The following is a 20050-nucleotide window of genomic DNA, read 5'->3' as shown; positions in this document are numbered from 1 at the left end:
ATCAGGTCTTGTCGAACGGTCTCGTCTGAGCAGCTGTGCTCAGGCGTAGGGCATCATCAGGGTCACGCGCTCCTCATCGGTGCGGTCCACCACAGCCTTGGTGGCCAGATGACGCTTCTGCTTGGGGGTTTTGTGGTCCAGCAGGTGGTTTCGGAAAGCGCGACGACGCAGAAACTTGCCAGTGCCGGTTGCCTTGAACCGCTTCGCGGCAGCTTTGCGGGTCTTCAGCTTGGGCATTGGTCTGCTCGTTCGGGCACAAACGACAACAATACGTCCCGACGTGCCCCCGTTGAATGATTCGGCTTCTTTCGATCACGTTGCTGGTCTGCATGGGTCTGGGTTGCGCTGCCCGACAGCAGGTCGAGGCTCTGCAAACCGGCAATGTTGAGCCTGCCGTGTCCCCTGAGCCTTCTCCTCCGGAACCGGCTCAACGGTTGACGCATCGTTCCGTTGCGGATCCACCGCCTTTGGCGGGCCTCAAACCGGTGCTGTGGGTTGCCTTGGCTGACCATCTGGGTGACGCGGCGGCTGCCGCTCCGCTGAATTTGCGTGCCTTTGCTGGATCGCTCACCCTTCGAGATGCAACGGGGGAGCAACGCAGTGGGTCGAGCTTCGTGATCACCTGGCGTAGCGTCCCCTTGGCTCGTCCGCTGCCCCTGGCACGTCGGATCGCAGGCCCTTACGCCAGTTTCGAGTCGGCCGATCGCATCGCCACCCGTTGGCGGGCTCTGGGAGTTGCGGTCGAGGTGGCCCACCCCAACGAATGGGAGGTCTGGGCCCCGGAAGGTTCGCCTGTGCCCGAGGGTCTGGCTGTTCGCGATTGGCAAGGTACGGTCACCAGCACCGTCGAACCGGTGTTGCAGACGCCGGAGGGAGGGCGCACCTTGCAGGGGCCTGTCTCGATTGAGGCCTCGGATGGGTTGCTTTGGGGTGGTGGACGTTTTCAGGGCCCCTTTCGCTTGCAACGGGATGCCTACGGCAGCTGGACCCTTGTGGAGCAAGTGCCGGTGGAGCGGTATCTGGAGGGGGTGGTGCCCCATGAGATCGGTGCCGGTTCTCCGATGGCTGCGTTGCAGGCCCAGACGGTTCTGGCGCGCACCTGGGCTCTGGCCAACAGCCACCGCTTCAGCATCGATGGGTATCACTTGTGCAGTGACACCCAGTGCCAGGTCTACAGCGATCCCCGCCATGCGGGAGCCGCTGTACGTGAGGCGATTGAGGCCACCCAGGGAAAGTTGCTCAGCCTCAACGGCAAACCGATCAGCGCTGTGTATCACGCCACCAATGGCGGGGTGATGGCCGCTGGCGCTGAAGCCTGGGCCATGCAGCCCACCACCTACCTGCGTCCGAAACCGGATGGGGATGAGGGCTGGAGCAGCCGTTATTCCTTGCCTCTGCAGAAGCGACAGGCGGTGCATGCCTTACTGGCTGACCGTTCGGGCGCCTATGGAAAGCAGCATCCCCGCTTCCGTTGGGGCCGAACCCTCTCGGGCCCGACCTTGCGTCAGGCTCTCGGAGCTGCCGCAGACCCGCTGGTTTCTCCTTTGCAATTGAAGGTTCTGGAGCGGGGCGCCAGCGGTCGGGTGCTGGCCTTGCAGATCTCAGGCAGCAGCGACGCCGCTCCGGTCATTCTCAAGTTGGATGCCATTCGTCGAACCCTTCGCACACTGCCCAGCACCCTGTTCGTCTTGGAGCCTCAGGGGGCTGAACGCTGGTGGGTGGTGGGTGGTGGCTTTGGCCACGGGGCCGGTTTGTCGCAGGCTGGAGCCATTGATCTGGCCTGGCGGGGCTGGTCCGTGGAGCGGATCCTTAGCCATTACTACCCAGGGACTGTCTACGGCTCACTCTCAACACCGGTGCAGTCCCCTTAAAGTCCCTTCCACCTGGGGAGCTGGATGAGCGCGAACGCCACATCGGGTGATCACCGTCGGGTGAAATCGGCAGCTTTCCTGTTCGCCTGTGGATGTGCTGGTGCTGCTCCCCATTGGCTGGACTCCGCTCGTTCGCTCTGGCCCGCCATCAGCCTTGCCTTGATGCTTGGGGGCTATGGACTCCGTTCCGTCATGCGTGGGCAGCTGACGCGTGGGTCAGCGCAGTCTGTGCCGGCGATGGATCCGGCCAATCTGCCCAGCCTTGATGTGGTGGTGGCCGCCCGCGATGAAGAGGCGGTGGTGCCACGTTTGGTGGAACGGCTCACTTCGCTGCGTTATCCGTCCGGGCAGCTCACCACCTGGGTGATTGACGACGGCAGTCTTGATCGGACCTCTGAGTTGCTGGACGATCTGGCCACGCAGCACCCTGAACTGAATGTCATCCATCGCCAGCGCGATGCCGGTGGGGGCAAGTCGGGTGCGCTCAACACTGCTTTGGGCCGCCTCAAAGGTGAATGGCTGCTTGTGCTTGATGCGGATGCCCAGTTGCAGGACGACCTGCTCGAGCGCCTTGTTCCCTACGCCCTGGGGGGTGGCTGGTCGGCGGTGCAGCTGCGCAAGGCCGTGATTGATGCCGATCGAAATTGGTTGACCCGATCCCAGGCGATGGAGATGGCTCTGGATGCGGTGATCCAGTCAGGACGTCTGGTGAACGGAGGGGTGGCGGAGCTGCGGGGGAACGGACAGCTGATCAAGCGCGCGGTGCTGGAGTCCAGCGGCGGTTTTAACGAATACACCGTCACCGATGACCTGGATCTCAGCTTTCGCCTCTTGACCCATGGCGCCTTGGTGGGATTGTTGTGGGACCCTCCGGTCCAAGAAGAGGCTGTGCCCGGTCTTCAGGCCTTGTGGAAACAACGGCAGCGCTGGGCGGAAGGTGGATTGCAGCGCTTTTTCGATTACTGGCCGGTGCTCACCTCAGCGCAGTTGAGTCTTCGCCAGCGCTGGGATCTGACGGCCTTTTTTCTGCTTCAGTACGCCTTGCCGGTGGTGTCCTTCGCTGATCTGAGCACGGCTCTGATCACCCGAAGCGTGCCGGTCTACTGGCCCTTGTCTGTGGTGGCCTTCAGCGTTTCGGGTCTGGCTTATTGGCGCGGCTGTCGCGGTGGAAGCGAGGGGCCAGCGATCCCCTCTGCGAGCCTGATCAATCTCTTGGTGGCGATTGCTTATCTGGGCCACTGGTTTGTGGTGATTCCCTGGGTGACGCTGCGGATGTCACTGCTCCCCAAACGCTTGGTCTGGGCCAAAACCAGTCATGGTCAGGAGCAACCGGTTCAAGCCTGATGCGTCGTTCTGATCTCAGCTGATGTCATCGACGTCGAGCACCTGACCGTTGAAGAAGTCCGCCAGGTTGCGGGCCTGACGATCCAGGCCTGAAGGCGGGCTTGGTTGAGGGTTGGATTCCGCCGTGGCGGGAGTTGGTTTCGGCTCGATCGGATCGGGTTGGGTGCGCGGCAGTTCCCGTGCAACGGCTGGTGCTGGGCTTGGTGTTGCTGCGGGTGCCGGGATCGGTGCAGCGGTGGGTGCCGGCGTTGGCGCGGGGGGCTCGACCGCTGCTGGGGCTGTTGCGACCGGAGTGTTTGTGATGGCCGGTGCGATCGGGGGGGGTGTGGTCGGTTGAGTGATTGATGGTGTTGTGACCCGGGCTGTTGCCAGCGGAGGTGGCATGGCGCTGTTGCTGGCCTCCAGCACCAGCTGCCTCGAGCCGCCCAGCGCTTTGGCCACGGCCTGTTCCAGCAGGGATGCCCGGCTCTGCACCATCCCCATCCAATTGCCTGCCACCTGCACAACGGCGCGGTTCGCGTCCAGGCGCACCAGTTGGGCCTGCTGCGACAGCAGCATCCGGGTGGAGGGCAGTTCGAGGCTGCCCAGGATCTGTTGCCAAAGCTCGGGCAGGTTGGTGCTGGCTGCCGCTGCAGGGGTGGAGACAGTCGGCAGTTCCGGTGATGGCGCAGGGGCAGGTTTCGGGCTGGGGGTAGGCGCCTCGATTGCAGGGGTTGCTGCAGGGGCTGCGACGGAAGGCGTGGGAGCAGGAGGGGCGACTGGCGTTGTCGGTGGGCTTGTTGCCGCCGGTTGCGTTGTCGCTGGTTGTCTTGGGGCCGGAGCTGCGGCTTCGCTCTGAGCCGCCGCCGGTTCCGCCAGCAACCCCAAAAGCAGCACTTCCAGCCACAGGCGCGGCTGCACGCTTTGGCGCAGTTGTTGCTCGGTGCCGCGCAGTTGCGCCTGCCATTGCAGCAAGCGGGCCCTGCCGATGGCCTTGGCGAGGGCGGGCAGCTGCTCGCGGAACTGGGGCGACACGCTGGTGAGTTCCAGTCGCTCTGGAGCGGCGGCCATAAGCACCAGATCGCGCAGCATCCCGGCCAGACCCTGCAGCACCGCCCCGGGATCCCGGCCCCGGTCCAGCAGGTTGCGGGTGGCCTCCAGCAGCTGCACAGGTTCGGCGCTGCTCATGGCCCCCACCAGCTCCAACAGCTCCTGTTCGGGCACGGCCCCCAGCAGATCCCACACCGCAGCGGCTTCGATCGGTGGCGGCAGCAGGCTCAGCTGATCCAGCAGGCTTTCCGCATCCCGCAGGCCTCCCTGGGACCGCTGGGCCACCACATGAATGGCCTCAGGATTGATCTCGATCGCTTCCTGTTCGGCGATCCAGCTCAGATGCTTGTTGAGGGCATCCAGAGGAATGCGCCGGAAATCAAAGCGTTGACAACGGCTGAGGATCGTCGGCAGCACCCGTTGCGGGTCGGTGGTGGCGAGCACGAACACCACCTGCGGCGGGGGCTCCTCCAGGGTTTTCAGCAGGGCGTTGAAGGCTGCGGTGGAGAGCATGTGGCACTCGTCCACCACGTACACCTTCCAGCGGGCCTGCACCGGTGCGAAGCGGGAGCGTTCGATCAGCTCGCGGATGTTGTCGACGCCGGTGTTGGAGGCGGCATCGATTTCGATCACATCGAGGGCGGTGCCTGCGGCGATCGTGGTGCAGAGCTCGCAGGTGCCGCAGGGCTCAGGCGTGGGCCCTTCGCTGTTCAGGCAATTGAGCGAGCGGGCCAGGATGCGGGCGCTGGAGGTTTTGCCGGTGCCACGGGGGCCACTGAACAGATAGGCCGGGGCAATGCGATTGCTGGTGAGGGCATGGCCCAGGGTTGCGGCAATCGCCTCCTGTCCCACCAGCTGATCAAAGCGCTGGGGCCGGTATTTGTGATGCAGCGGCTGGTAGGCCGAACTCATGCGCCGCGAGCGTTGACAGGAGATTACTCAGAGGATTCGGAGCCTGGAAGGGCGTGGTGCTGCTGGAGCAGGGCATCAATCCGCTGTTTCAGGTCTTCGACGGCGGCCAGTTCATCGGCCAGGCTCTGGCCCGTGAGCAACAGCCGGCGATCTGTTCCGTTTCCCGCTCCTTCAAGGAGCCCCTCCAGCTTGCGCAGCAGCGAGAGGCGCAGGCGTTCCAGCTTCTCCACACCTCGCTTGGCCATGGCGCGGGCGTCGTCATCGAGCAGGCCCCGTTGCACCAGGAGCTCCAGGCCCCGCATGAGTGCCGAAGGCATCAGCCCGCTCCAGTTACGGGCCCGCTCCAGCACGGAGTCCACCTGGCCACTGCGATGACGCCCGGTTTTGCACCAGGTGGCGAAGTGCTCGCAGTTGTTGAACAGCAGGTTGTAGTCCTGTTCCCCCAGGCGTCCCATGGCGCGGCGCAGGGTCACACCCAGCGGAGACGCCTCGACGTAGTTGATCACCCGCAGCTGTTGCCCCTGGCTGAACTCCTCCAAGGGGCTGCGCAGGATTTCACGCCCTTCCAGATAGTGGGCGACGGTGCCATCACCGAGGTCGATGCCGTGGTGGTTGAACAGGCCGTGCTGACGCGGCACCTCAAGGTGGTCAGCGGCAGCCAAGACTTAGGCGGTCTTCTGTTGTTCCGTGCCGGGCAGTGGGAGCACCTTGCCGCCCGTGTGTTCCTCCACCATCGCCCGGGTGACGGTGAACTCCTTCACCGATGTCTGCGATGGCAGGTCGTACATCAGGTCCAGCATCAGCTCCTCAACGATGCCGCGCAGGGCGCGGGCACCGGTCTTGCGTCTGTGGGCTTCCTGGGCGATTGCAGCGATGGCGTCATCGGCGAACTGCAGTTGCACGTTGTCCATGCTCAGCAGGGTGCGGAATTGCTTCACCAGGGCATCGCGGGGCTCGGTGAGGATCGACTGCAAGGCGCTTTCATCCAGGGGCTCGAGCACGGCACTCACCGGCATCCGGCCAATGAACTCTGGGATGAGGCCATAGCGCACCAGATCATCCGGCTCCAGGTGCCGCAGCACCTGGGCGGCCTGAAGGTCGCGGTTGGCGCGGCTGCGTCCGCGGCCATCGCTGGGCATGAAGCCGATGGCATTGCGCCCCATCCGTTTCTGCACCACGTCCTCGAGGCCGACAAAGGCACCGCCGCAGATGAACAGGATCTGGCTGGTGTCGATCTGGATGCAGTCTTGATAAGGGTGCTTGCGGCCGCCCTGGGGCGGCACGTTGGCCACCGTGCCCTCCAGCATCTTCAGCAGGGCCTGCTGCACACCTTCGCCGGAGACATCGCGGGTGATTGAGGGGTTCTCGCTCTTGCGGGCGATCTTGTCGATTTCATCGATGTAGATGATCCCCCGTTGGGCCTGGTCCACATCCATGTCGGCCTTCTGCAGAAGCCGCAGCAGGATGTTTTCCACGTCCTCACCCACGTAGCCCGCTTCGGTGAGGGTGGTGGCATCGGCCACGGCGAAGGGCACGTCCAGCATTTCGGCCAGGGTCTGGGCCAACAGCGTCTTGCCGCAGCCGGTGGGTCCGATCAGCAGGATGTTGCTCTTGTGCAGCCGGGTTGCCGTTTCCTCGGTTTCGCCCTGGCCATCCCCCTGCCAGGCCAGACGTTTGTAGTGGTTGTAGACCGCCACAGACATCACTTTCTTGGCCGCGTCCTGGCCGACCACCTGTTGATCCAGGAAGCTCTTGATGTCTTGAGGCCGGGGAATGGAGGCCAGGGTCGGAGCCGGTTTGCTGCTCTTGCGGGCGGCTGGTGTGGCCTTCCGGCTCGGCTCATGGCTGTGGCGGGGGTTGCCCTGACCATCCACCAGCTCTTCATCCAGGATCTCGTTGCAGAGATCGATGCATTCGTCGCAGATGTAAACGCCAGGTCCGGCGATCAGCTTGCGCACCTGGTCCTGGGATTTCCCGCAGAACGAACACTTCAGATGGGCGTCGAACTTGGCCATCGAACGCTGGGCACCACACAGGAGAACAACTCAGGAATCAACCGATGGGGTCTCCCTGAACACACAGGATCGAGAACGGAAGGGCGTCTGTCAGCCTTCCGTAATGATTCCTCCGTCCCCGGAACTGTCCACCACGCGATCGATCAGGCCGTATTCAACCGCTTCTGCCGGAGAAAGGAAGTAGTCGCGGTCGGTGTCTTCCGAGATCTTGTCGAGCGGCTGGCCGGTGTGGTCAGCCATCAGCCCGTTCAGGGTTTCCTTGAGGTAGAGGATTTCCTTGGCCTGGATCTCGATATCAACCGCTTGTCCCTGGGCACCACCGAGGGGTTGGTGGATCATGATCCGAGCATTGGGCAAGGCGAGACGCTTGCCCTTGGTGCCTCCGGAGAGCAGGAAGGCCCCCATGCTGGCAGCGAGCCCGTAACAGATGGTCACCACGTCTGGGGCGACCTGCTGCATCGTGTCGTAGATCGCTAGGCCAGCGGTGACGGACCCCCCCGGCGAGTTGATGTAAATCTGAATGTCCTTCTCTGGGTCCTCGGCTTCGAGGAACAGCATCTGAGCCACCAGGGCATCGGCAACCGCGTCATCCACACCGGTGCCGAGGAAGATGATCCGCTCCCGCAGCAGGCGGGAATAGATGTCGAAGGCGCGGTCGCCGCGACCGGACTGTTCAACAACCGTGGGCAGCGGCCCCGGTGCTGAGACGGGCATAGCGGCCCGCCAGCGGTTCTGGATGGGGTGGTGACTGCGGGCGTCGATCACGCGATCGGTGTGCGGTGAAGTTGGGTCAATCTATGGGCGTTGCTCAGTCCTTGGCGTCCGCTTTGGACTTCGCTTTGGCCGCGGTCTTCTTGGCGGCAGGCTTTGTCTTGGCCTCAGCCTTGCCGTCATCTGCTGCCGGTGCCTTTTCGGTGAGGGTGCTGTTTTCCTCGAGCCAGCCCATCAGACGATCCTGCATCAGGTCATCCATCACGGCCTGACGAAGGCGCTCGGGATCGATCTTGGCGTCGGCGGAGAGCTCTTTCTTCACCTCCTTGATCTTGGCGTCCACGTCCTTGTCGTCGAGCTTGATGTCCTCAGCTTCGGCCAGGGCTGTTAGAGCAAAACTGCGGCGCAGCCGTTCCTCGGCCTCGGGGCGGGAGTTCTGCATCAGGTTGCGCACCAGGTCGGGAGTAAACAGCGACTTCACATCCATGCCCTGCTGGGCGAACTGGGCTGCGGTCTGCTCCAGCAGGTTGCGGCTTTCCTGTTGGATCAGGGCTTCCGGAAGGTCCACCTCCAGCTGCTCCACCAGAGCGGCGACGAGGGCATCGCGGCGGTTGCTGGTCTGACGGCGTTCGACGTCATCCTTGAGCCGTTGCTCCAGGTCCTTGCGCAGGTCCGCCAGGGTCTCCTGTTCGCTGGCTTGCTTGGCGAATTCGTCATCCAGCTCGGGCAGTTCGCGGGTCTTGAGGTCCTTCAGTTCGATCTCGAAGGCGGCCTTGCGTCCGCGGGCGTCCTCTTTGGAATAGTCCTCGGGGAACTGGCAGTCCACGGTTTTGGTCTCGCCGACCTTCATGCCGATGACCCCTTCGATGAAGCCGGGAATCATGCGGCCGTTTTCCAGATCCACATCCATCGAATCGGCACTGCCGCCTTCGATCGCACTGCCGTCATCGCTGTAGGTGCCCTTGAAACCCAGCACCGCGATATCGCCGTTCTGGGCGGCGCGACCTTCCACGGGAACGACCGTGGCCATCTGCTTGCGGGAGTCTTCGAGCATGGCGTCGACCCGGGAGGAGTCGTAGACGACGGTTTCGAATTCCGCTTTCAGGCCCTTGGTGCTCTTCAGTTTTGGCGTTGGAGCCACGTCGGCTTCCAGGGTGAAGGTGAGCTCCTTGCCGGGTTCAAAGCTCTCCAGCAGGCCGTCGAAACCACTGCTCAGATCAGGCTGGCTGATCGGTTCCAGGGATTCCTGCTTGATGGCGTCACGCCAGGCATTGTCGATAAGTTTTTCCAGGGCCGTGGCTTTGATCCGCACCCCCCCCAGCTGCTGCACCAACACCGTGCGAGGCACCTTGCCCTTGCGGAAGCCCGGCAGGTTGACGCTGCGGCTGAGGCTGGTGATGGCGTCGTCGTAACTCGTTTTGCAGCTCTCGCCAGGAACGGTGACCGTCACCGCCAGGCGGCTGCTGGGGCGGGCTTCGGTGGTCACCTTCAGGGCTGCAGCGCTCATGGGGGAAGGGAAAGGGCAGCCCCGCACTTTATGCAACGGGTGAATTCAGGCTGAATCGGTAAGCTGAGCGCGTCGCTAGCTCGGCATCACCTTCTCTACGTAGTGATGTCCGGTTTGAGAAACGACAGGTTCTCGTTCAGATTGTTCACTCAACCGCTTGTCTTCGACCCTTCCCGACCGTCCTCTCAAAGTTGCTGTTCTTGGTGCCAGCGGTGCTGTTGGCCACGAACTCCTGTTGCTGCTTGAGGAGCGCAGTTTCCCCGTTGGTGAGCTGAAGCTACTGGCGTCGGCCCGTTCGGCCGGTCAGACCCAGGTCTGGAATGGCAGCACCCTCACGGTGGAAGAGGTCTCAGCCCAAACCTTTGAAGGGGTCGACCTGGTGCTGGCGTCGGCCGGTGGATCTGTTTCCAAGCGGTGGCGTGAGGCGATCACCGCTGCCGGTGCGGTGATGGTGGATAACTCCAGCGCCTTCCGGATGGAGGAGGGTGTGCCGCTGGTGGTGCCGGAGGTCAATCCCGATGCCGCCTTCGCCCACAAGGGCGTGATTGCCAATCCGAATTGCACCACGATCCTGCTCACCCTGGCCCTGGCGCCTCTGGCAGCGAAGCGGGCGCTGCGCCGGGTGGTGGTGAGCACGTATCAATCCGCCAGTGGCGCCGGTGCCCGCGCCATGGAAGAGCTGAAAAACCTTTCGCAGACGGTGCTCGACGGCGGAACCCCCAAGGCTGAGGTGCTTCCTCACTCCTTGGCGTTCAACCTCTTCCTGCACAACTCTCCCCTGCAGGCCAACAGCTACTGCGAAGAGGAGATGAAGATGGTGAACGAGACCCGCAAGATCATGGGTTTGCCGGATCTGCGCTTCACCGCCACCTGCGTGCGGGTGCCCGTGCTGCGGGCCCATTCCGAAGCCGTGAACATCGAGTTCGAGGCTCCCTTCCCGGTGGAGGAAGCGCGCGAGCTGTTGGCGGCGGCCCCCGGTGTTGAGTTGATTGACGATCCAGCGGCGAACCGTTTCCCGATGCCAACGGACGTCACCGGTCGCGACCCGGTGGCGATCGGACGGATCCGGCAGGACATCAGTGATGACAATGCGCTGGAGCTTTGGCTCTGCGGCGATCAGATCCGCAAGGGAGCGGCGCTCAACGCCGTTCAGATCGCTGAATTGTTGATCGAGAAGTGATGACCCAGGCCGCCACCCTCTCCCCAACCCCCTTCGGCCGTGTGGTCACCGCGATGGTGACCCCGTTTGACGCCAGCGGTGCTGTGGATCTCAGCGTCGCCGGAAAGCTGGCGAGGCATCTGGTGGAGCAGGGCTCCGATGGACTGCTGGTGTGTGGCACCACCGGTGAATCCCCCACCCTCAGTTGGGACGAGCAGTTGCATTTGCTGCAGGCGGTTCGCGAGGCCGTGGGCAGCGACGCCAAGGTGTTGGCGGGCACCGGCAGCAATTCCACGGCCGAGGCGGTGGAGGCCACCAAGGAAGCGGCGGCGGCCGGTGCCGATGGGGCTCTCGTGGTGGTGCCCTACTACAACAAACCTCCCCAGGAGGGGCTGGAAGCCCATTTCCGGGCCATTGCTGAGGCGGCTCCTGAGCTGCCCTTGATGCTCTACAACATTCCTGGCCGTACCGGCTGCAGCATCATTCCGGCCACGGTGGCCCGGTTGATGGATTGCCCGAATGTAGTGAGTTTCAAGGCCGCCAGCGGCACCACCGAAGAGGTCACGGCGCTGCGCTTGGCCTGTGGGCCGCGGTTGGCGATTTACAGCGGTGACGATGGCCTCACATTGCCGATGCTCGCGGTGGGTGCTGTGGGTGTGGTGAGTGTGGGTAGCCATGTGGCGGGCCCCGAGATCCGCGCCATGATCGAGGCCCATCTGAATGGCGATGGTGCCTCCGCACTCGCCCTGCATGACGCGTTGATTCCCCTGTTCAAGGCCCTGTTCGCCACCACCAATCCGATTCCCGTCAAGGCTGCTCTGGAACTCAACGGCTGGTCTGTTGGAGCGCCCCGCCCGCCCCTGTGCTCTTTATCTGACGACATGAAACGTTCGCTTTCCAACGCCATGGCCGCCCTCCGTCAGACCTAGCCCGGTCCGGCTTATCGGCTTACGCAACCCGTTCTTTTACACATCGTTTTCCATGGTCAACAACGCGCGATCCAGCAAGGGGCAGGAGCCCTGCCTTCGGGTGATCCCCCTGGGTGGTCTGCACGAGATCGGCAAGAACACCTGTGTGTTCGAGTACGGCGATGACTTGATGCTGGTGGATGCCGGTCTGGCCTTCCCCAGCGATGGCATGCATGGGGTGAACGTGGTGCTGCCCGACACCAGCTTCCTGCGCGAGAACCAGAAACGGATCCGCGGCATGATTGTCACCCACGGTCATGAAGACCACATCGGTGGCATCGCTCACCACCTCAAGCACTTCAACATTCCGGTGATCTATGGGCCGCGGCTGGCCCTCTCGATGCTCACCGGCAAGATGGACGAGGCCGGTGTACGCGACCGAACCACCCTGCAGACCGTCGCTCCGCGCGATGTGGTGAAGGTGGGTCAGCACTTCTCCGTGGAGTTCATCCGCAACACCCACTCGATGGCCGACAGCTTTTCGCTGGCCATTTCCACACCAGTGGGAACCGTGATCTTCACGGGAGATTTCAAGTTCGACCACACCCCGGTCGATGGCGAAAACTTCGACATGGCTCGCCTTGCCCACCATGGTGACAAGGGCGTTCTGTGCCTGTTCAGTGATTCCACCAACTCCGAGGTTCCTGGCTTCTGCCCGCCGGAGCGCTCGGTGTTCCCCAACCTCGACCGTCACATCGCCAATGCCGAAGGGAGGGTGATCGTCACCACCTTCGCCAGCTCGATTCATCGCGTGTCGATGATTCTGGAGCTCGCCCTGAAGAACGGCCGCAAGGTGGGGCTGTTGGGCCGCTCCATGCTCAACGTGATCGCCAAGGCGCGGGAACTGGGCTATATGCGCGCGCCGGATGAACTGTTTGTGCCGATCAAGCAGATCAACGATGTGCCCGATCGCGAAACTCTGCTGCTGATGACCGGTAGCCAGGGCGAGCCGCTGGCTGCCCTGAGCCGCATCTCCCGTGGTGAACATCCCCAGGTGAAGGTGAAGACCACCGACACGATCATTTTTTCGGCCAGCCCGATCCCCGGAAACACGATTTCCGTGGTCAACACCATCGATAAGTTGATGATGCTGGGCGCCAAGGTGGTTTACGGCAAAGGCGAAGGCATTCACGTCTCCGGCCACGGCTTCCAGGAAGACCAGAAACTGATGCTGGCCCTCACCCGGCCCAAGTTCTTCGTGCCGGTGCATGGTGAGCACCGGATGCTGGTGCAGCACTCCCGCACCGGTCATTCCATGGGGGTTCCGGTCGACAACACCCTGATCATCGACAACGGTGATGTGGTGGAGCTCACCCCGGATTCGATCCGCAAGGGCAGTGCGGTGAAGGCGGGCATCGAGTTGCTGGATCAATCCCGCAACGGCATCGTCGATGCCCGGGTGCTGAAGGAACGCCAGCAGTTGGCGGAAGACGGTGTGGTGACGATCCTCGCCGCCATCAGCACCGATGGCGCCATGGTGGCTCCGCCGCGGGTGAACCTGCGCGGTGTTGTCACCACAGCCGATGCCCGCAAGATGTCCTTATGGGTGGAGCGCGAAATCAAGTGGGTGCTCGAAAACCGCTGGAAGCAGCTCTGCCGCAACACCGGTGGCAAGGCGCCGGAAGTGGACTGGATGGGTGTGCAGCGTGAAGTGGAGGTGGGCCTCGGTCGCCGGATGCGCCGTGAACTCCAGGTGGAACCGTTGATCCTGTGCCTTGTGCAGCCGGCTCCCGGCGGTACGCCGGTGTACAAGGGTCGCGCTGATGCTGAGCCTGACGACCGTCCAGCGCCGCGCGGTCGCGGCGGACGGGGAGGTGGTTCTCCCTATGGTCGTCGTAACGGCGGGGGTGGTGGAACTCCCGCACCTGTACGCACCAACCAGGGCAATGGTCATGGCCGCTCTGCTTCTTCAACGCCGGCACCTGTGCGTGCGGCGGCGGCAACTGCTGTGGTGGAGAAAGTGGCTCCTCCAGCGGTGGCTGAGAACGTTGCAGCTCAGCAAACGTCTGTCGAGCCTGAGATGCCTGCAGGTCGCACCCGTCGTCGTCGTTCAGCGGCCAGCTGAGCCGGAGAAGGCTCCTTTGATCCTGTCGATCAGCCCCATCGGCTCTGTGGAGTCGGTGGGGCTTTTGATGCCGGGCTGGAGTTGAACGCGGAGCCATGAGTTCTCCAAAAGCTTGGTGGCCGCAGGCTCCTGGGGTTCGGGCTCGACGGCGTCGAGTGGTGGCTCTGCTTCGCTCAGTGCCGGTTCCTGGTTCGCCATCTCGACCTCGACGTCTGTATTGGCTTCCAGAGTGAGCGTTGGATTTGGTCTCGGGCTGATTGTCTCGAGGTTGTCTTTGCGTGATTCCTCTGTTGTGGGGTCGATCTTCAGGTCGGCCACCTTGATGTCTGAATTGCCTGCTGGAGTGACCGTTGTTTTTGACAATGGTGCGGGATCCGGAGTCGGCATGGCCCGGGGTTCTTCATCACTGGACAACCACGGCATCGCGGTGACCACGTCAGCCGGTGCTGGCCTGGCTTGGTTGGGATCCGTGGCCAGGAAGGGATCCTTCAGCAGGTCAGGGATGGCGACATCGTTGGTTGCGTTCGTCGTTGCTTCGCGGGCGGTGTCTTCTGATCGGCAGCGCTGGAGCCCCTGTTCCGCCAGAGCTGCGATGGTGGCGTCCACGTCACCCTCCAGGACCCGTTTGTAGGAGATGGCGGCTTGCTCCGGTTGCTGGAGCCCATGCAGCTGGATGTGACCCAGGAGCAACGACACCACAGCGCTCCATCCGAGGACGACCTCCCGGGGTTCCTGGTCTGGTGCCTGTAGCAGTCGATCCCGCAACCCAGTGGCGAGGGCATGCGCCTCTGTGAAGTCCCCAAGGCCGTAGGCCCTCTCCGCTGCTTGATAGTGCTGCTCGAAATCGCTGTCCACCATTGGGGCTTTCTGTACACCCGTTGTAGAGCCTTATTCGCTGTCGTGCGGTGAAGGGCTCCCTTGGGCGAGGTGTTGCTCATCTCCTCCCAGCTCAAAACCTGCGTGCACTACCTGAAGAGCTTGAACACCGTCTTCTTCTGCGACGACGCAGCTGGTTCTGATTTCACTGGTGGCGATGAGGCCGATGTTGATGCCTGCCTCAGCCAGAGCACGAAACATGCGACCGGCTGTTCCTGGTGTCGCCGGCATCCCGGCACCGACAGCACTCACCCGGGCAATGGCTTCACCATCTTCCAGAGCGGCACCGGGCCACTGGGCCAGCAGGGGTGCCAGGGCCACATCGGCGCGGGCACGGTCGTCCTTGCGCAGGATGAAGGTGATGTCCCGCGATCCGTCGCCGTGTTGCCGTTCCGACTGAACGATGGCATCGAGGCTGATGCTGTTGTCGGCCAGGGCTGAACACAGTGCCGCTGCGGTGCCGGGTCGATCGGGCACGTGGCGAACGCTCAGTTGCACCTGGTCGCGGTCGAGGGCGACGCCGCGTACTTCCGGTTCCCCACTGCCGTTGTCGGTGGGATTGATGCGGATTTGCGAGTCCTCCAGGTCGAAGGCCTCTTGCACGGCTTGAACCGCTTTGCTGCCGGCGCCGGAGCCGATCACGCAGCTCACCTTCACCTCACTTGTAGCGATCAGGCGGAGGTTGATGCCCTGATGACAGAGGCAGTTGAACAAGCGGGCGGCAATGCCAGGGCGCCCCATGATGCCGGCCCCGCTGATGCTGAGCTTGGTCAGCCCTCCGTCTGCCGCCAGATCGCCGCCCAGTTGGTCCAGAACCTTTTGGCTCACATCGCGGGCCAGCTCCAGATCCGCTTCGGACACGGTGAAGGTGATGTCATTGCTGTTGCCTTCATGGGTGGCCTGGATGATCAGGTCCACATTGATTTCCGCTTCAGAGAGGCTTTCGAACAGTCGTGCAGCGATGCCGGGCTGATCCGGAACACGGGAGAGGGCGAGCACGGCTTGTCCATCCACTTCTTCCATGCCATCCACGGGACTGCCGAGCTCCAGGCCGCTGCTGCTGATCGGACGGGCTGAACGGCTGGTGATCCGGGTGCCGGGGGCATCGCTCCAACTGGAGCGCACCACAAGGTTCACGCCGTAATTGCGGGCGATCTCAACGGCCCTGGGATGCAGAACGGAGGCCCCAAGGCTGGCGAGTTCCAGCATTTCATCGCAGCTGATCGTGTTCATCAGCTGGGCATCCGGCACCTTGCGCGGATCGGTGCTGAGCACACCCGGAACGTCGGTGTAGATCTCGCAGGCATCGGCACCCAGCGCCGCCGCTAGGGCGACCGCAGAGGTATCGGAGCCCCCGCGCCCGAGGGTGGTGATTTCGTTGAGGCCATCGCTGCTGGTGCTGGTGCCCTGGAAACCGGCGACCACCACCACTTGGCCAGCCGCGAGGCGGTTGCGGATTCGGTCGGTGCGAATGCCGAGGATCCGGGCTCGGCCATGGGTGGATTCCGTGGCGATGCCCACCTGTGGACCGGTCATCGACGTTGCACTGACCCCCTGGGCGTTCAAGGCCATCGCCAGCAAGGCGATCGACACCTGTTCGCCACTGGCCAGCAGCATGTCCATCTCCCGCTGGGTGGGGGCGGAGGTGATGGCGTTGGCCAGACCCGTCAATTCATCGGTGGTGTGGCCCATGGCCGAGGCCACCACAACCACGTCGTGCCCCTCTTCACGGCAACGTCCGATCCGATCAGCCACCGCCTTGATGCGTTCCACGCTGCCGACGGAGGTGCCCCCGAATTTCTGCACCAGGAGGGCCATGGACCGGGCTTCAGCAACGCTGGATTTTCTCACCTGGCGGGCAGCGATCAGCCCAGCAGGCCGTCGCGGAAGGCATCGCCCGGTTGAGCGCCGCGTTTCAGCCGGGCCTCCACCTCGAGGAGACGGCCCAGGAGTGAGAGAAAGCGCTTGGGCGGGCGGCCCTGCAGCTGCTTGCGCATCACGTAGATGCGTTTGGGGTTGCCGATCCCAGCCGCCTTGGCGATCACTGCCACATCCCGTTCCCCCTGTTGTTCCAGCAGGCTCACCCAGAGCCAGCCGCGGATCTGACCGGTGAGGGTGGCCACGATGCGCAGGGCTGGTTCCCCGGCTTCGATCAGGGCATCCCAGCGGGCGATCGCTTCGCCGGGGTTGCCCTCCAGCAGGGCATCGCCCACGGCCAGGGCGTTGGTGGAGCGTCCTCCCACCAGCTCCTGCACCCGCGCAGCGGAAATGCTGGTGTCCTGCAGGGACAGCTTGCGCAGTTCCGATTCCAGCCGGGCGCTGTCGGTGCCGATGGCCTCCACCAGGGCATCGATGGCATCCGGCTCCACCTTGAGGCCCAGGGCTTCGGCCGTGCGTTGCACCAGCTGGCGCTGGCCGTTGCCATCCCAGGCCGCTGGTAGCGGGAAGCTCTGCTCCTGATCGAGCCCACCTCTGATCCGTTTCTGCAGGGCTTTGGTGGTGCGCAGGCGACCATCCGGTTTGGCTGGGTTCACCAGCACCAGGTGGCTGCTGTCGGGGATGAGCTCAAGGGCTGCCTCAAACCGGTCGGCCAGTTCACTGGGGCAGCCATTGCAGAACGGACTGCGCTGCAGCAGCACCAGCCGTTCGCCCGTGGCGAAGGGAGGGGTGCGGGCCTCCTCGAGGGCCTGCAGGGCCTGACCAGCGTCCGCCCCATCCAGGCGGCTGAGGTTGAGGCTGCTCCAGCTGGGGTCGACAACCTTGCCGATCAGGGCATCGATGGCCCGATCCCGCGCAGCGGCGTCATCACCCCAGAGCAGATGGATCGGCATGGGTCGATGATGGCGTGGATGGCCCAGGACCACCCGATCTTCACCGAAAGCATCCGGCGGATCCGGGCGGCTCTGGGGGACACGGGCCTGCCGCCGCTGCAACAGCAGGTGCTGGAACGGCTGGTGCACAGCAGCGGCGATCTCTCGTTGGGAACACTGCTGCGGTTCAGCGAGGGGGCCTGTGAGCAGGGTTTGGCAGCGCTGAAGCAGGGGGCGCCGATCCTGACGGACACTGCGATGGCGGCAGCGGCGGTGGCCCCGATGGCCCAACGCACCCTCGGAAGCACGGTGCACACGGTGCTGGACTGGGCACCTGAGGCGGCGCCGGCGGGTTCAACGCGCACCGCGGCGGGCATGGTGCAGGCCTGGCGTGCGCTCGCGCTGGCGTCACCGGCTCCGGTGGTGCTGATCGGCAGTGCGCCGACCGCCCTCGAGGTGCTGTTGCAGCAGGTGGCCGCCGACGCTCCAGCCCCCAGCCTGGTGATCGGCATGCCGGTGGGTTTTGTGGGGGTGGCGGAAAGCAAGAAGCATCTGGCGGCCAGCGGCCTGGCCCAGATCCGTTTGGAGGGCAGCAGGGGTGGAGCGGGTCTGGTGGCCGCGGCGGTTAATGCTCTGTTGCGCGTTGCTGCAGCACAAGCTCCGCCCCTTTCCAGCTGAGTTGCCAGCCTCCGGCAAGGTCGGCCGCACCGCCGGGGGCACCGTTGTCCAGTCGCCCGCTGAGCTCGTCGAGCTGGCTGGCCGGCAGGGGTGGCACCCCCTGCTGCTGCAGCCACTGCGCCAGCAGCAGGCGGCGGCTGGCTGAGCTCAACGCTCCCAGGCCGCGGCGGTCCATGCCAGCTGGGGTTTGCAGAAGCTTCAGGGCCATCCGGCTGAGTTCTGTCTGAACGTCCCGCACCTGGGACACCCGTTCGGCCAGATCGCTCATCCGCTGCGTGCTGCCTGGATGCAACGCCTCCAGCACCGGCAGCACCTCCTGGCGGATCCGGTTGCGGGCGAACTCGGGGGATTGATTGCTGGGGTCCTCCCAGATCGGCAGCGCTAGCTCTCGGCAGATCTGGAGGGTGTCGTGGCGCTGCAGGTACAGCAGCGGCCGGCGCAGCCGAGGGCCTTCCGGGCTCAGCGGGCGGATGCTGGGCAAAGCCGCCAGGCCAGCCAGGTCGCTGCCGCGGGCCAGCTGCAGCAGCATCGTTTCGGCCCGGTCGCTGGCGGTGTGGCCCGTCACCACATCGGCGCCCGCTTGGCGGCCTCGTTTTGCCAGTTGTTCGTAACGCCACTGCCGGGCCTTGGCTTCGCTGGGCACCTGTCCTGGCGCTGCCTGGTCCACCTGCAGGGGGAGCTTCCGCTGCTGGCACCAGTTGCTCAGGTCAGCGGCGATCCGGCTGGAGCCGTCGTGCCAGCTGTGATCGCCGTGCCACAGGCTCAGGCTCCAGTCATGCAAAGGCGCCAGGTCATGCAGCAACGCGAGCAGGGCCATGGAGTCCTGCCCGCCAGACACCGCCAGCAGCAGAGAGCTGCCCTGGGGCAGCAGCTGCGGCTGCATCAGCAGGCGCCGGTGCAGGCGGTCATGCCAGGACGTCCAGCCCAAAAAGGAGGGGTGCGTTTCCCCCACGGTGTGAGAATCAGGGCATCGCTGTCCAGTCCCCCATGACCCGTCTTCAGCAGCTGCCCATTTCTCTCCAGTGCAGTCTTGAGCAGCGCTCTGCGCTCAAGGTGATCGCTGGCCTGATGAATTTCGATGCCGCCAGCGTGGAGCGGGTCGCCCGCGCCGCCGGGCGTGGCGGTGCAGATCTGATCGACGTGGCCTGTGACCCCGCCCTGGTGCGTCTGGCGATCGAGGCCTCCGGTGGCGTGCCCGTGTGTGTGTCGTCGGTGGAGCCTGAGCAGTTCCCCGCGGCGGTGGAAGCCGGTGCACTGATGGTGGAGATCGGCAACTACGACGCCTTCTATCCCCAGGGCCGGATCTTTGATGCAGCTGAGGTGCTGGAGCTCACCCGCCGAACCCGCCAATTGCTGCCCAACGTGGTGTTGAGCGTCACCGTGCCCCACGTGCTGCCCATGGATGAACAGGAGCAGCTGGCCATTGATCTGGTGGCAGCCGGTGCCGATCTGATCCAGACCGAGGGCGGCACCAGTGCCAAGCCCTTCAGTGCTGGTCACCTGGGTTTGATCGAGAAGGCTGCCCCCACCCTGGCGGCGGCCCACAGCATCAGCCGTGCCGTCGATGTGCCCGTTTTGTGTGCGTCTGGTCTTTCGGCAGTGACGCTGCCAATGGCCATTGCCGCCGGTGCGGCGGGTGTGGGCGTCGGTTCAGCGGTGAACCGTCTTCGGGATGAGCTGGCGATGGTGGCGGTGGTGCGTGGTCTGCGTGATGCCATCGGCAGCGCTGTCGCGACCCGCGTCTGAACCAGAATCTGCGCTGAGCGGCGGCCTCTTCCCCTTCATGGTGTGAAGAGTGCTCCGATCGCTCGCGGGAGCAACAGCTCTCGTGTGAAAATCGACCCCTGACTTCCAGTTCCATGCAGTTCATCAACACGCTGACCGTCCTGGCCCTGGTGGTGGCGTCCTTTGCTCTGATCGTTGCGGTGCCGGTGCTGTATGCCTCCAGCGAAGACAGCGGCCGTTCCAACCGCCTCATCCTGCTGGGCAGTGCTGTGTGGGTGGTCTTGGTGCTCCTCAACTGGGGTGTGAGCTTCTTCGTCGTCTGAGCGAAGCCTTCAGAGGGAACACGGGGGGTGCCACGATGGCTGAGATTCAGTTGGCAC

Annotated in this window: 18 protein-coding genes; 8 read left to right on the top strand and 10 right to left on the bottom strand. The window is 64.1% G+C overall.

What is annotated here, in order from left to right:
- Positions 1-39 precede the first annotated feature (39 nt).
- Positions 40-237 (bottom strand): 50S ribosomal protein L35, encoded by a 198-nt coding sequence (gene rpmI / locus KR52_RS02110; protein ID WP_006852081.1) that lies wholly within the window; start codon positions 235-237, stop codon positions 40-42.
- Positions 238-293: 56 nt separating this feature from the next.
- Here rpmI and KR52_RS02105 point away from each other — a divergent pair, with 56 nt between their 5' ends.
- Positions 294-1871: a SpoIID/LytB domain-containing protein gene (locus tag KR52_RS02105; RefSeq protein ID WP_038551840.1), complete on the top strand. Its 1578-nt coding sequence runs from the start codon at positions 294-296 to the stop codon at positions 1869-1871.
- Positions 1872-1895: 24 nt separating this feature from the next.
- Entirely contained in the window at positions 1896-3215 is a 1320-nt protein-coding gene (locus KR52_RS02100; protein WP_038551837.1) for a glycosyltransferase family 2 protein, read from the top strand.
- Between the two features lie 15 nt (positions 3216-3230).
- Here KR52_RS02100 and KR52_RS02095 read toward each other — a convergent pair whose 3' ends face one another.
- From KR52_RS02095 to tig, 5 genes are all read right to left on the bottom strand, one after another.
- Positions 3231-5156, bottom strand: coding sequence for a DNA polymerase III subunit gamma/tau (locus tag KR52_RS02095; RefSeq protein WP_038551834.1), 1926 nt, complete (start codon positions 5154-5156; stop codon positions 3231-3233).
- A gap of 23 nt (positions 5157-5179) precedes the next feature.
- Positions 5180-5818, bottom strand: a complete 639-nt coding sequence (locus KR52_RS02090; RefSeq protein WP_038551831.1) for a lecithin retinol acyltransferase family protein — start codon at positions 5816-5818, stop codon at positions 5180-5182.
- A 3-nt stretch (positions 5819-5821) separates the two neighbouring features.
- Complete coding sequence (gene clpX / locus KR52_RS02085) at positions 5822-7171, bottom strand: ATP-dependent protease ATP-binding subunit ClpX (RefSeq protein ID WP_038551828.1); 1350 nt, start codon at positions 7169-7171, stop codon at positions 5822-5824.
- Between the two features lie 90 nt (positions 7172-7261).
- Positions 7262-7936 carry an ATP-dependent Clp endopeptidase proteolytic subunit ClpP gene (gene clpP / locus KR52_RS02080; RefSeq protein ID WP_038551825.1) on the bottom strand — a complete coding sequence of 225 codons (675 nt, stop codon included), beginning with the start codon at positions 7934-7936 and terminating at the stop codon, positions 7262-7264.
- A 43-nt stretch (positions 7937-7979) separates the two neighbouring features.
- Positions 7980-9389 (bottom strand): trigger factor, encoded by a 1410-nt coding sequence (gene tig, locus KR52_RS02075; RefSeq protein ID WP_038551823.1) that lies wholly within the window; start codon positions 9387-9389, stop codon positions 7980-7982.
- Positions 9390-9546: 157 nt separating this feature from the next.
- Between tig and KR52_RS02070 the strand changes: the two genes are divergently transcribed.
- Genes KR52_RS02070 through KR52_RS02060 form a run of 3 tightly spaced genes read left to right on the top strand, consistent with a single transcriptional unit; the run spans position 9547 to position 13581 of the window.
- A complete protein-coding gene (locus tag KR52_RS02070) occupies positions 9547-10569 on the top strand; it encodes an aspartate-semialdehyde dehydrogenase (protein ID WP_038551820.1) in 1023 nt (340 codons plus the stop codon).
- A complete protein-coding gene (gene dapA / locus KR52_RS02065) occupies positions 10569-11477 on the top strand; it encodes a 4-hydroxy-tetrahydrodipicolinate synthase (protein WP_038551818.1) in 909 nt (302 codons plus the stop codon). Before KR52_RS02070 ends, dapA begins: the two co-directional genes overlap by 1 nt.
- A 52-nt stretch (positions 11478-11529) precedes the next feature.
- Positions 11530-13581 (top strand): ribonuclease J, encoded by a 2052-nt coding sequence (locus KR52_RS02060; RefSeq protein WP_038551815.1) that lies wholly within the window; start codon positions 11530-11532, stop codon positions 13579-13581.
- Here the strand turns inward: KR52_RS02060 and KR52_RS13240 are convergent.
- Genes KR52_RS13240 through holA form a run of 3 tightly spaced genes read right to left on the bottom strand, consistent with a single transcriptional unit; the run spans position 13567 to position 17288 of the window.
- On the bottom strand, positions 13567-14436 hold the full coding sequence (locus KR52_RS13240) for a hypothetical protein (RefSeq protein WP_156957558.1): 870 nt from the start codon (positions 14434-14436) through the stop codon (positions 13567-13569). The genes KR52_RS02060 and KR52_RS13240 overlap by 15 nt on opposite strands.
- 33 nt (positions 14437-14469) lie before the next feature.
- Positions 14470-16275 carry an aspartate kinase gene (locus KR52_RS02050; RefSeq protein ID WP_038551814.1) on the bottom strand — a complete coding sequence of 602 codons (1806 nt, stop codon included), beginning with the start codon at positions 16273-16275 and terminating at the stop codon, positions 14470-14472.
- Between the two features lie 47 nt (positions 16276-16322).
- Positions 16323-17288 (bottom strand): DNA polymerase III subunit delta, encoded by a 966-nt coding sequence (gene holA, locus KR52_RS02045; RefSeq protein WP_038551811.1) that lies wholly within the window; start codon positions 17286-17288, stop codon positions 16323-16325.
- Between the two features lie 9 nt (positions 17289-17297).
- Between holA and KR52_RS02040 the strand changes: the two genes are divergently transcribed.
- Positions 17298-17945 carry a precorrin-8X methylmutase gene (locus tag KR52_RS02040; protein WP_038556727.1) on the top strand — a complete coding sequence of 216 codons (648 nt, stop codon included), beginning with the start codon at positions 17298-17300 and terminating at the stop codon, positions 17943-17945.
- Here KR52_RS02040 and tilS read toward each other — a convergent pair.
- Positions 17893-18897, bottom strand: coding sequence for a tRNA lysidine(34) synthetase TilS (gene tilS, locus KR52_RS02035; protein WP_038551809.1), 1005 nt, complete (start codon positions 18895-18897; stop codon positions 17893-17895). The two genes, KR52_RS02040 and tilS, sit on opposite strands and share 53 nt — an antisense overlap.
- 35 nt (positions 18898-18932) lie before the next feature.
- Between tilS and KR52_RS02030 the strand changes: the two genes are divergently transcribed.
- Together KR52_RS02030 and psbZ are read left to right on the top strand one after the other, a co-directional pair.
- Positions 18933-19691: a DUF561 domain-containing protein gene (locus KR52_RS02030; RefSeq protein ID WP_038551806.1), complete on the top strand. Its 759-nt coding sequence runs from the start codon at positions 18933-18935 to the stop codon at positions 19689-19691.
- Between the two features lie 113 nt (positions 19692-19804).
- Positions 19805-19993, top strand: coding sequence for a photosystem II reaction center protein PsbZ (gene psbZ, locus KR52_RS02025; RefSeq protein WP_038551804.1), 189 nt, complete (start codon positions 19805-19807; stop codon positions 19991-19993).
- Positions 19994-20050 lie beyond the last annotated feature (57 nt).

It is taken from the genome of Synechococcus sp. KORDI-52 (assembly GCF_000737595.1).
In the GTDB taxonomy this organism is placed as follows: domain Bacteria; phylum Cyanobacteriota; class Cyanobacteriia; order PCC-6307; family Cyanobiaceae; genus Parasynechococcus.
This window is presented reverse-complemented; position numbering and strand designations above follow the sequence as displayed.

Coding starts and splice junctions, on each gene's coding strand:
- rpmI (WP_006852081.1), bottom strand. CDS start 237: ATGCCCAAGCTGAAGACCCGCAAAGCTGCCGCGAAGCGGTTCAAGGCA.
- KR52_RS02105 (WP_038551840.1), top strand. CDS start 294: ATGATTCGGCTTCTTTCGATCACGTTGCTGGTCTGCATGGGTCTGGGT.
- KR52_RS02100 (WP_038551837.1), top strand. CDS start 1,896: ATGAGCGCGAACGCCACATCGGGTGATCACCGTCGGGTGAAATCGGCA.
- KR52_RS02095 (WP_038551834.1), bottom strand. CDS start 5,156: ATGAGTTCGGCCTACCAGCCGCTGCATCACAAATACCGGCCCCAGCGC.
- clpX (WP_038551828.1), bottom strand. CDS start 7,171: ATGGCCAAGTTCGACGCCCATCTGAAGTGTTCGTTCTGCGGGAAATCC.
- tig (WP_038551823.1), bottom strand. CDS start 9,389: ATGAGCGCTGCAGCCCTGAAGGTGACCACCGAAGCCCGCCCCAGCAGC.
- dapA (WP_038551818.1), top strand. CDS start 10,569: ATGACCCAGGCCGCCACCCTCTCCCCAACCCCCTTCGGCCGTGTGGTC.
- KR52_RS02060 (WP_038551815.1), top strand. CDS start 11,530: ATGGTCAACAACGCGCGATCCAGCAAGGGGCAGGAGCCCTGCCTTCGG.
- KR52_RS02050 (WP_038551814.1), bottom strand. CDS start 16,275: ATGGCCCTCCTGGTGCAGAAATTCGGGGGCACCTCCGTCGGCAGCGTG.
- holA (WP_038551811.1), bottom strand. CDS start 17,288: ATGCCGATCCATCTGCTCTGGGGTGATGACGCCGCTGCGCGGGATCGG.
- KR52_RS02040 (WP_038556727.1), top strand. CDS start 17,298: ATGGCGTGGATGGCCCAGGACCACCCGATCTTCACCGAAAGCATCCGG.
- KR52_RS02030 (WP_038551806.1), top strand. CDS start 18,933: ATGACCCGTCTTCAGCAGCTGCCCATTTCTCTCCAGTGCAGTCTTGAG.
- psbZ (WP_038551804.1), top strand. CDS start 19,805: ATGCAGTTCATCAACACGCTGACCGTCCTGGCCCTGGTGGTGGCGTCC.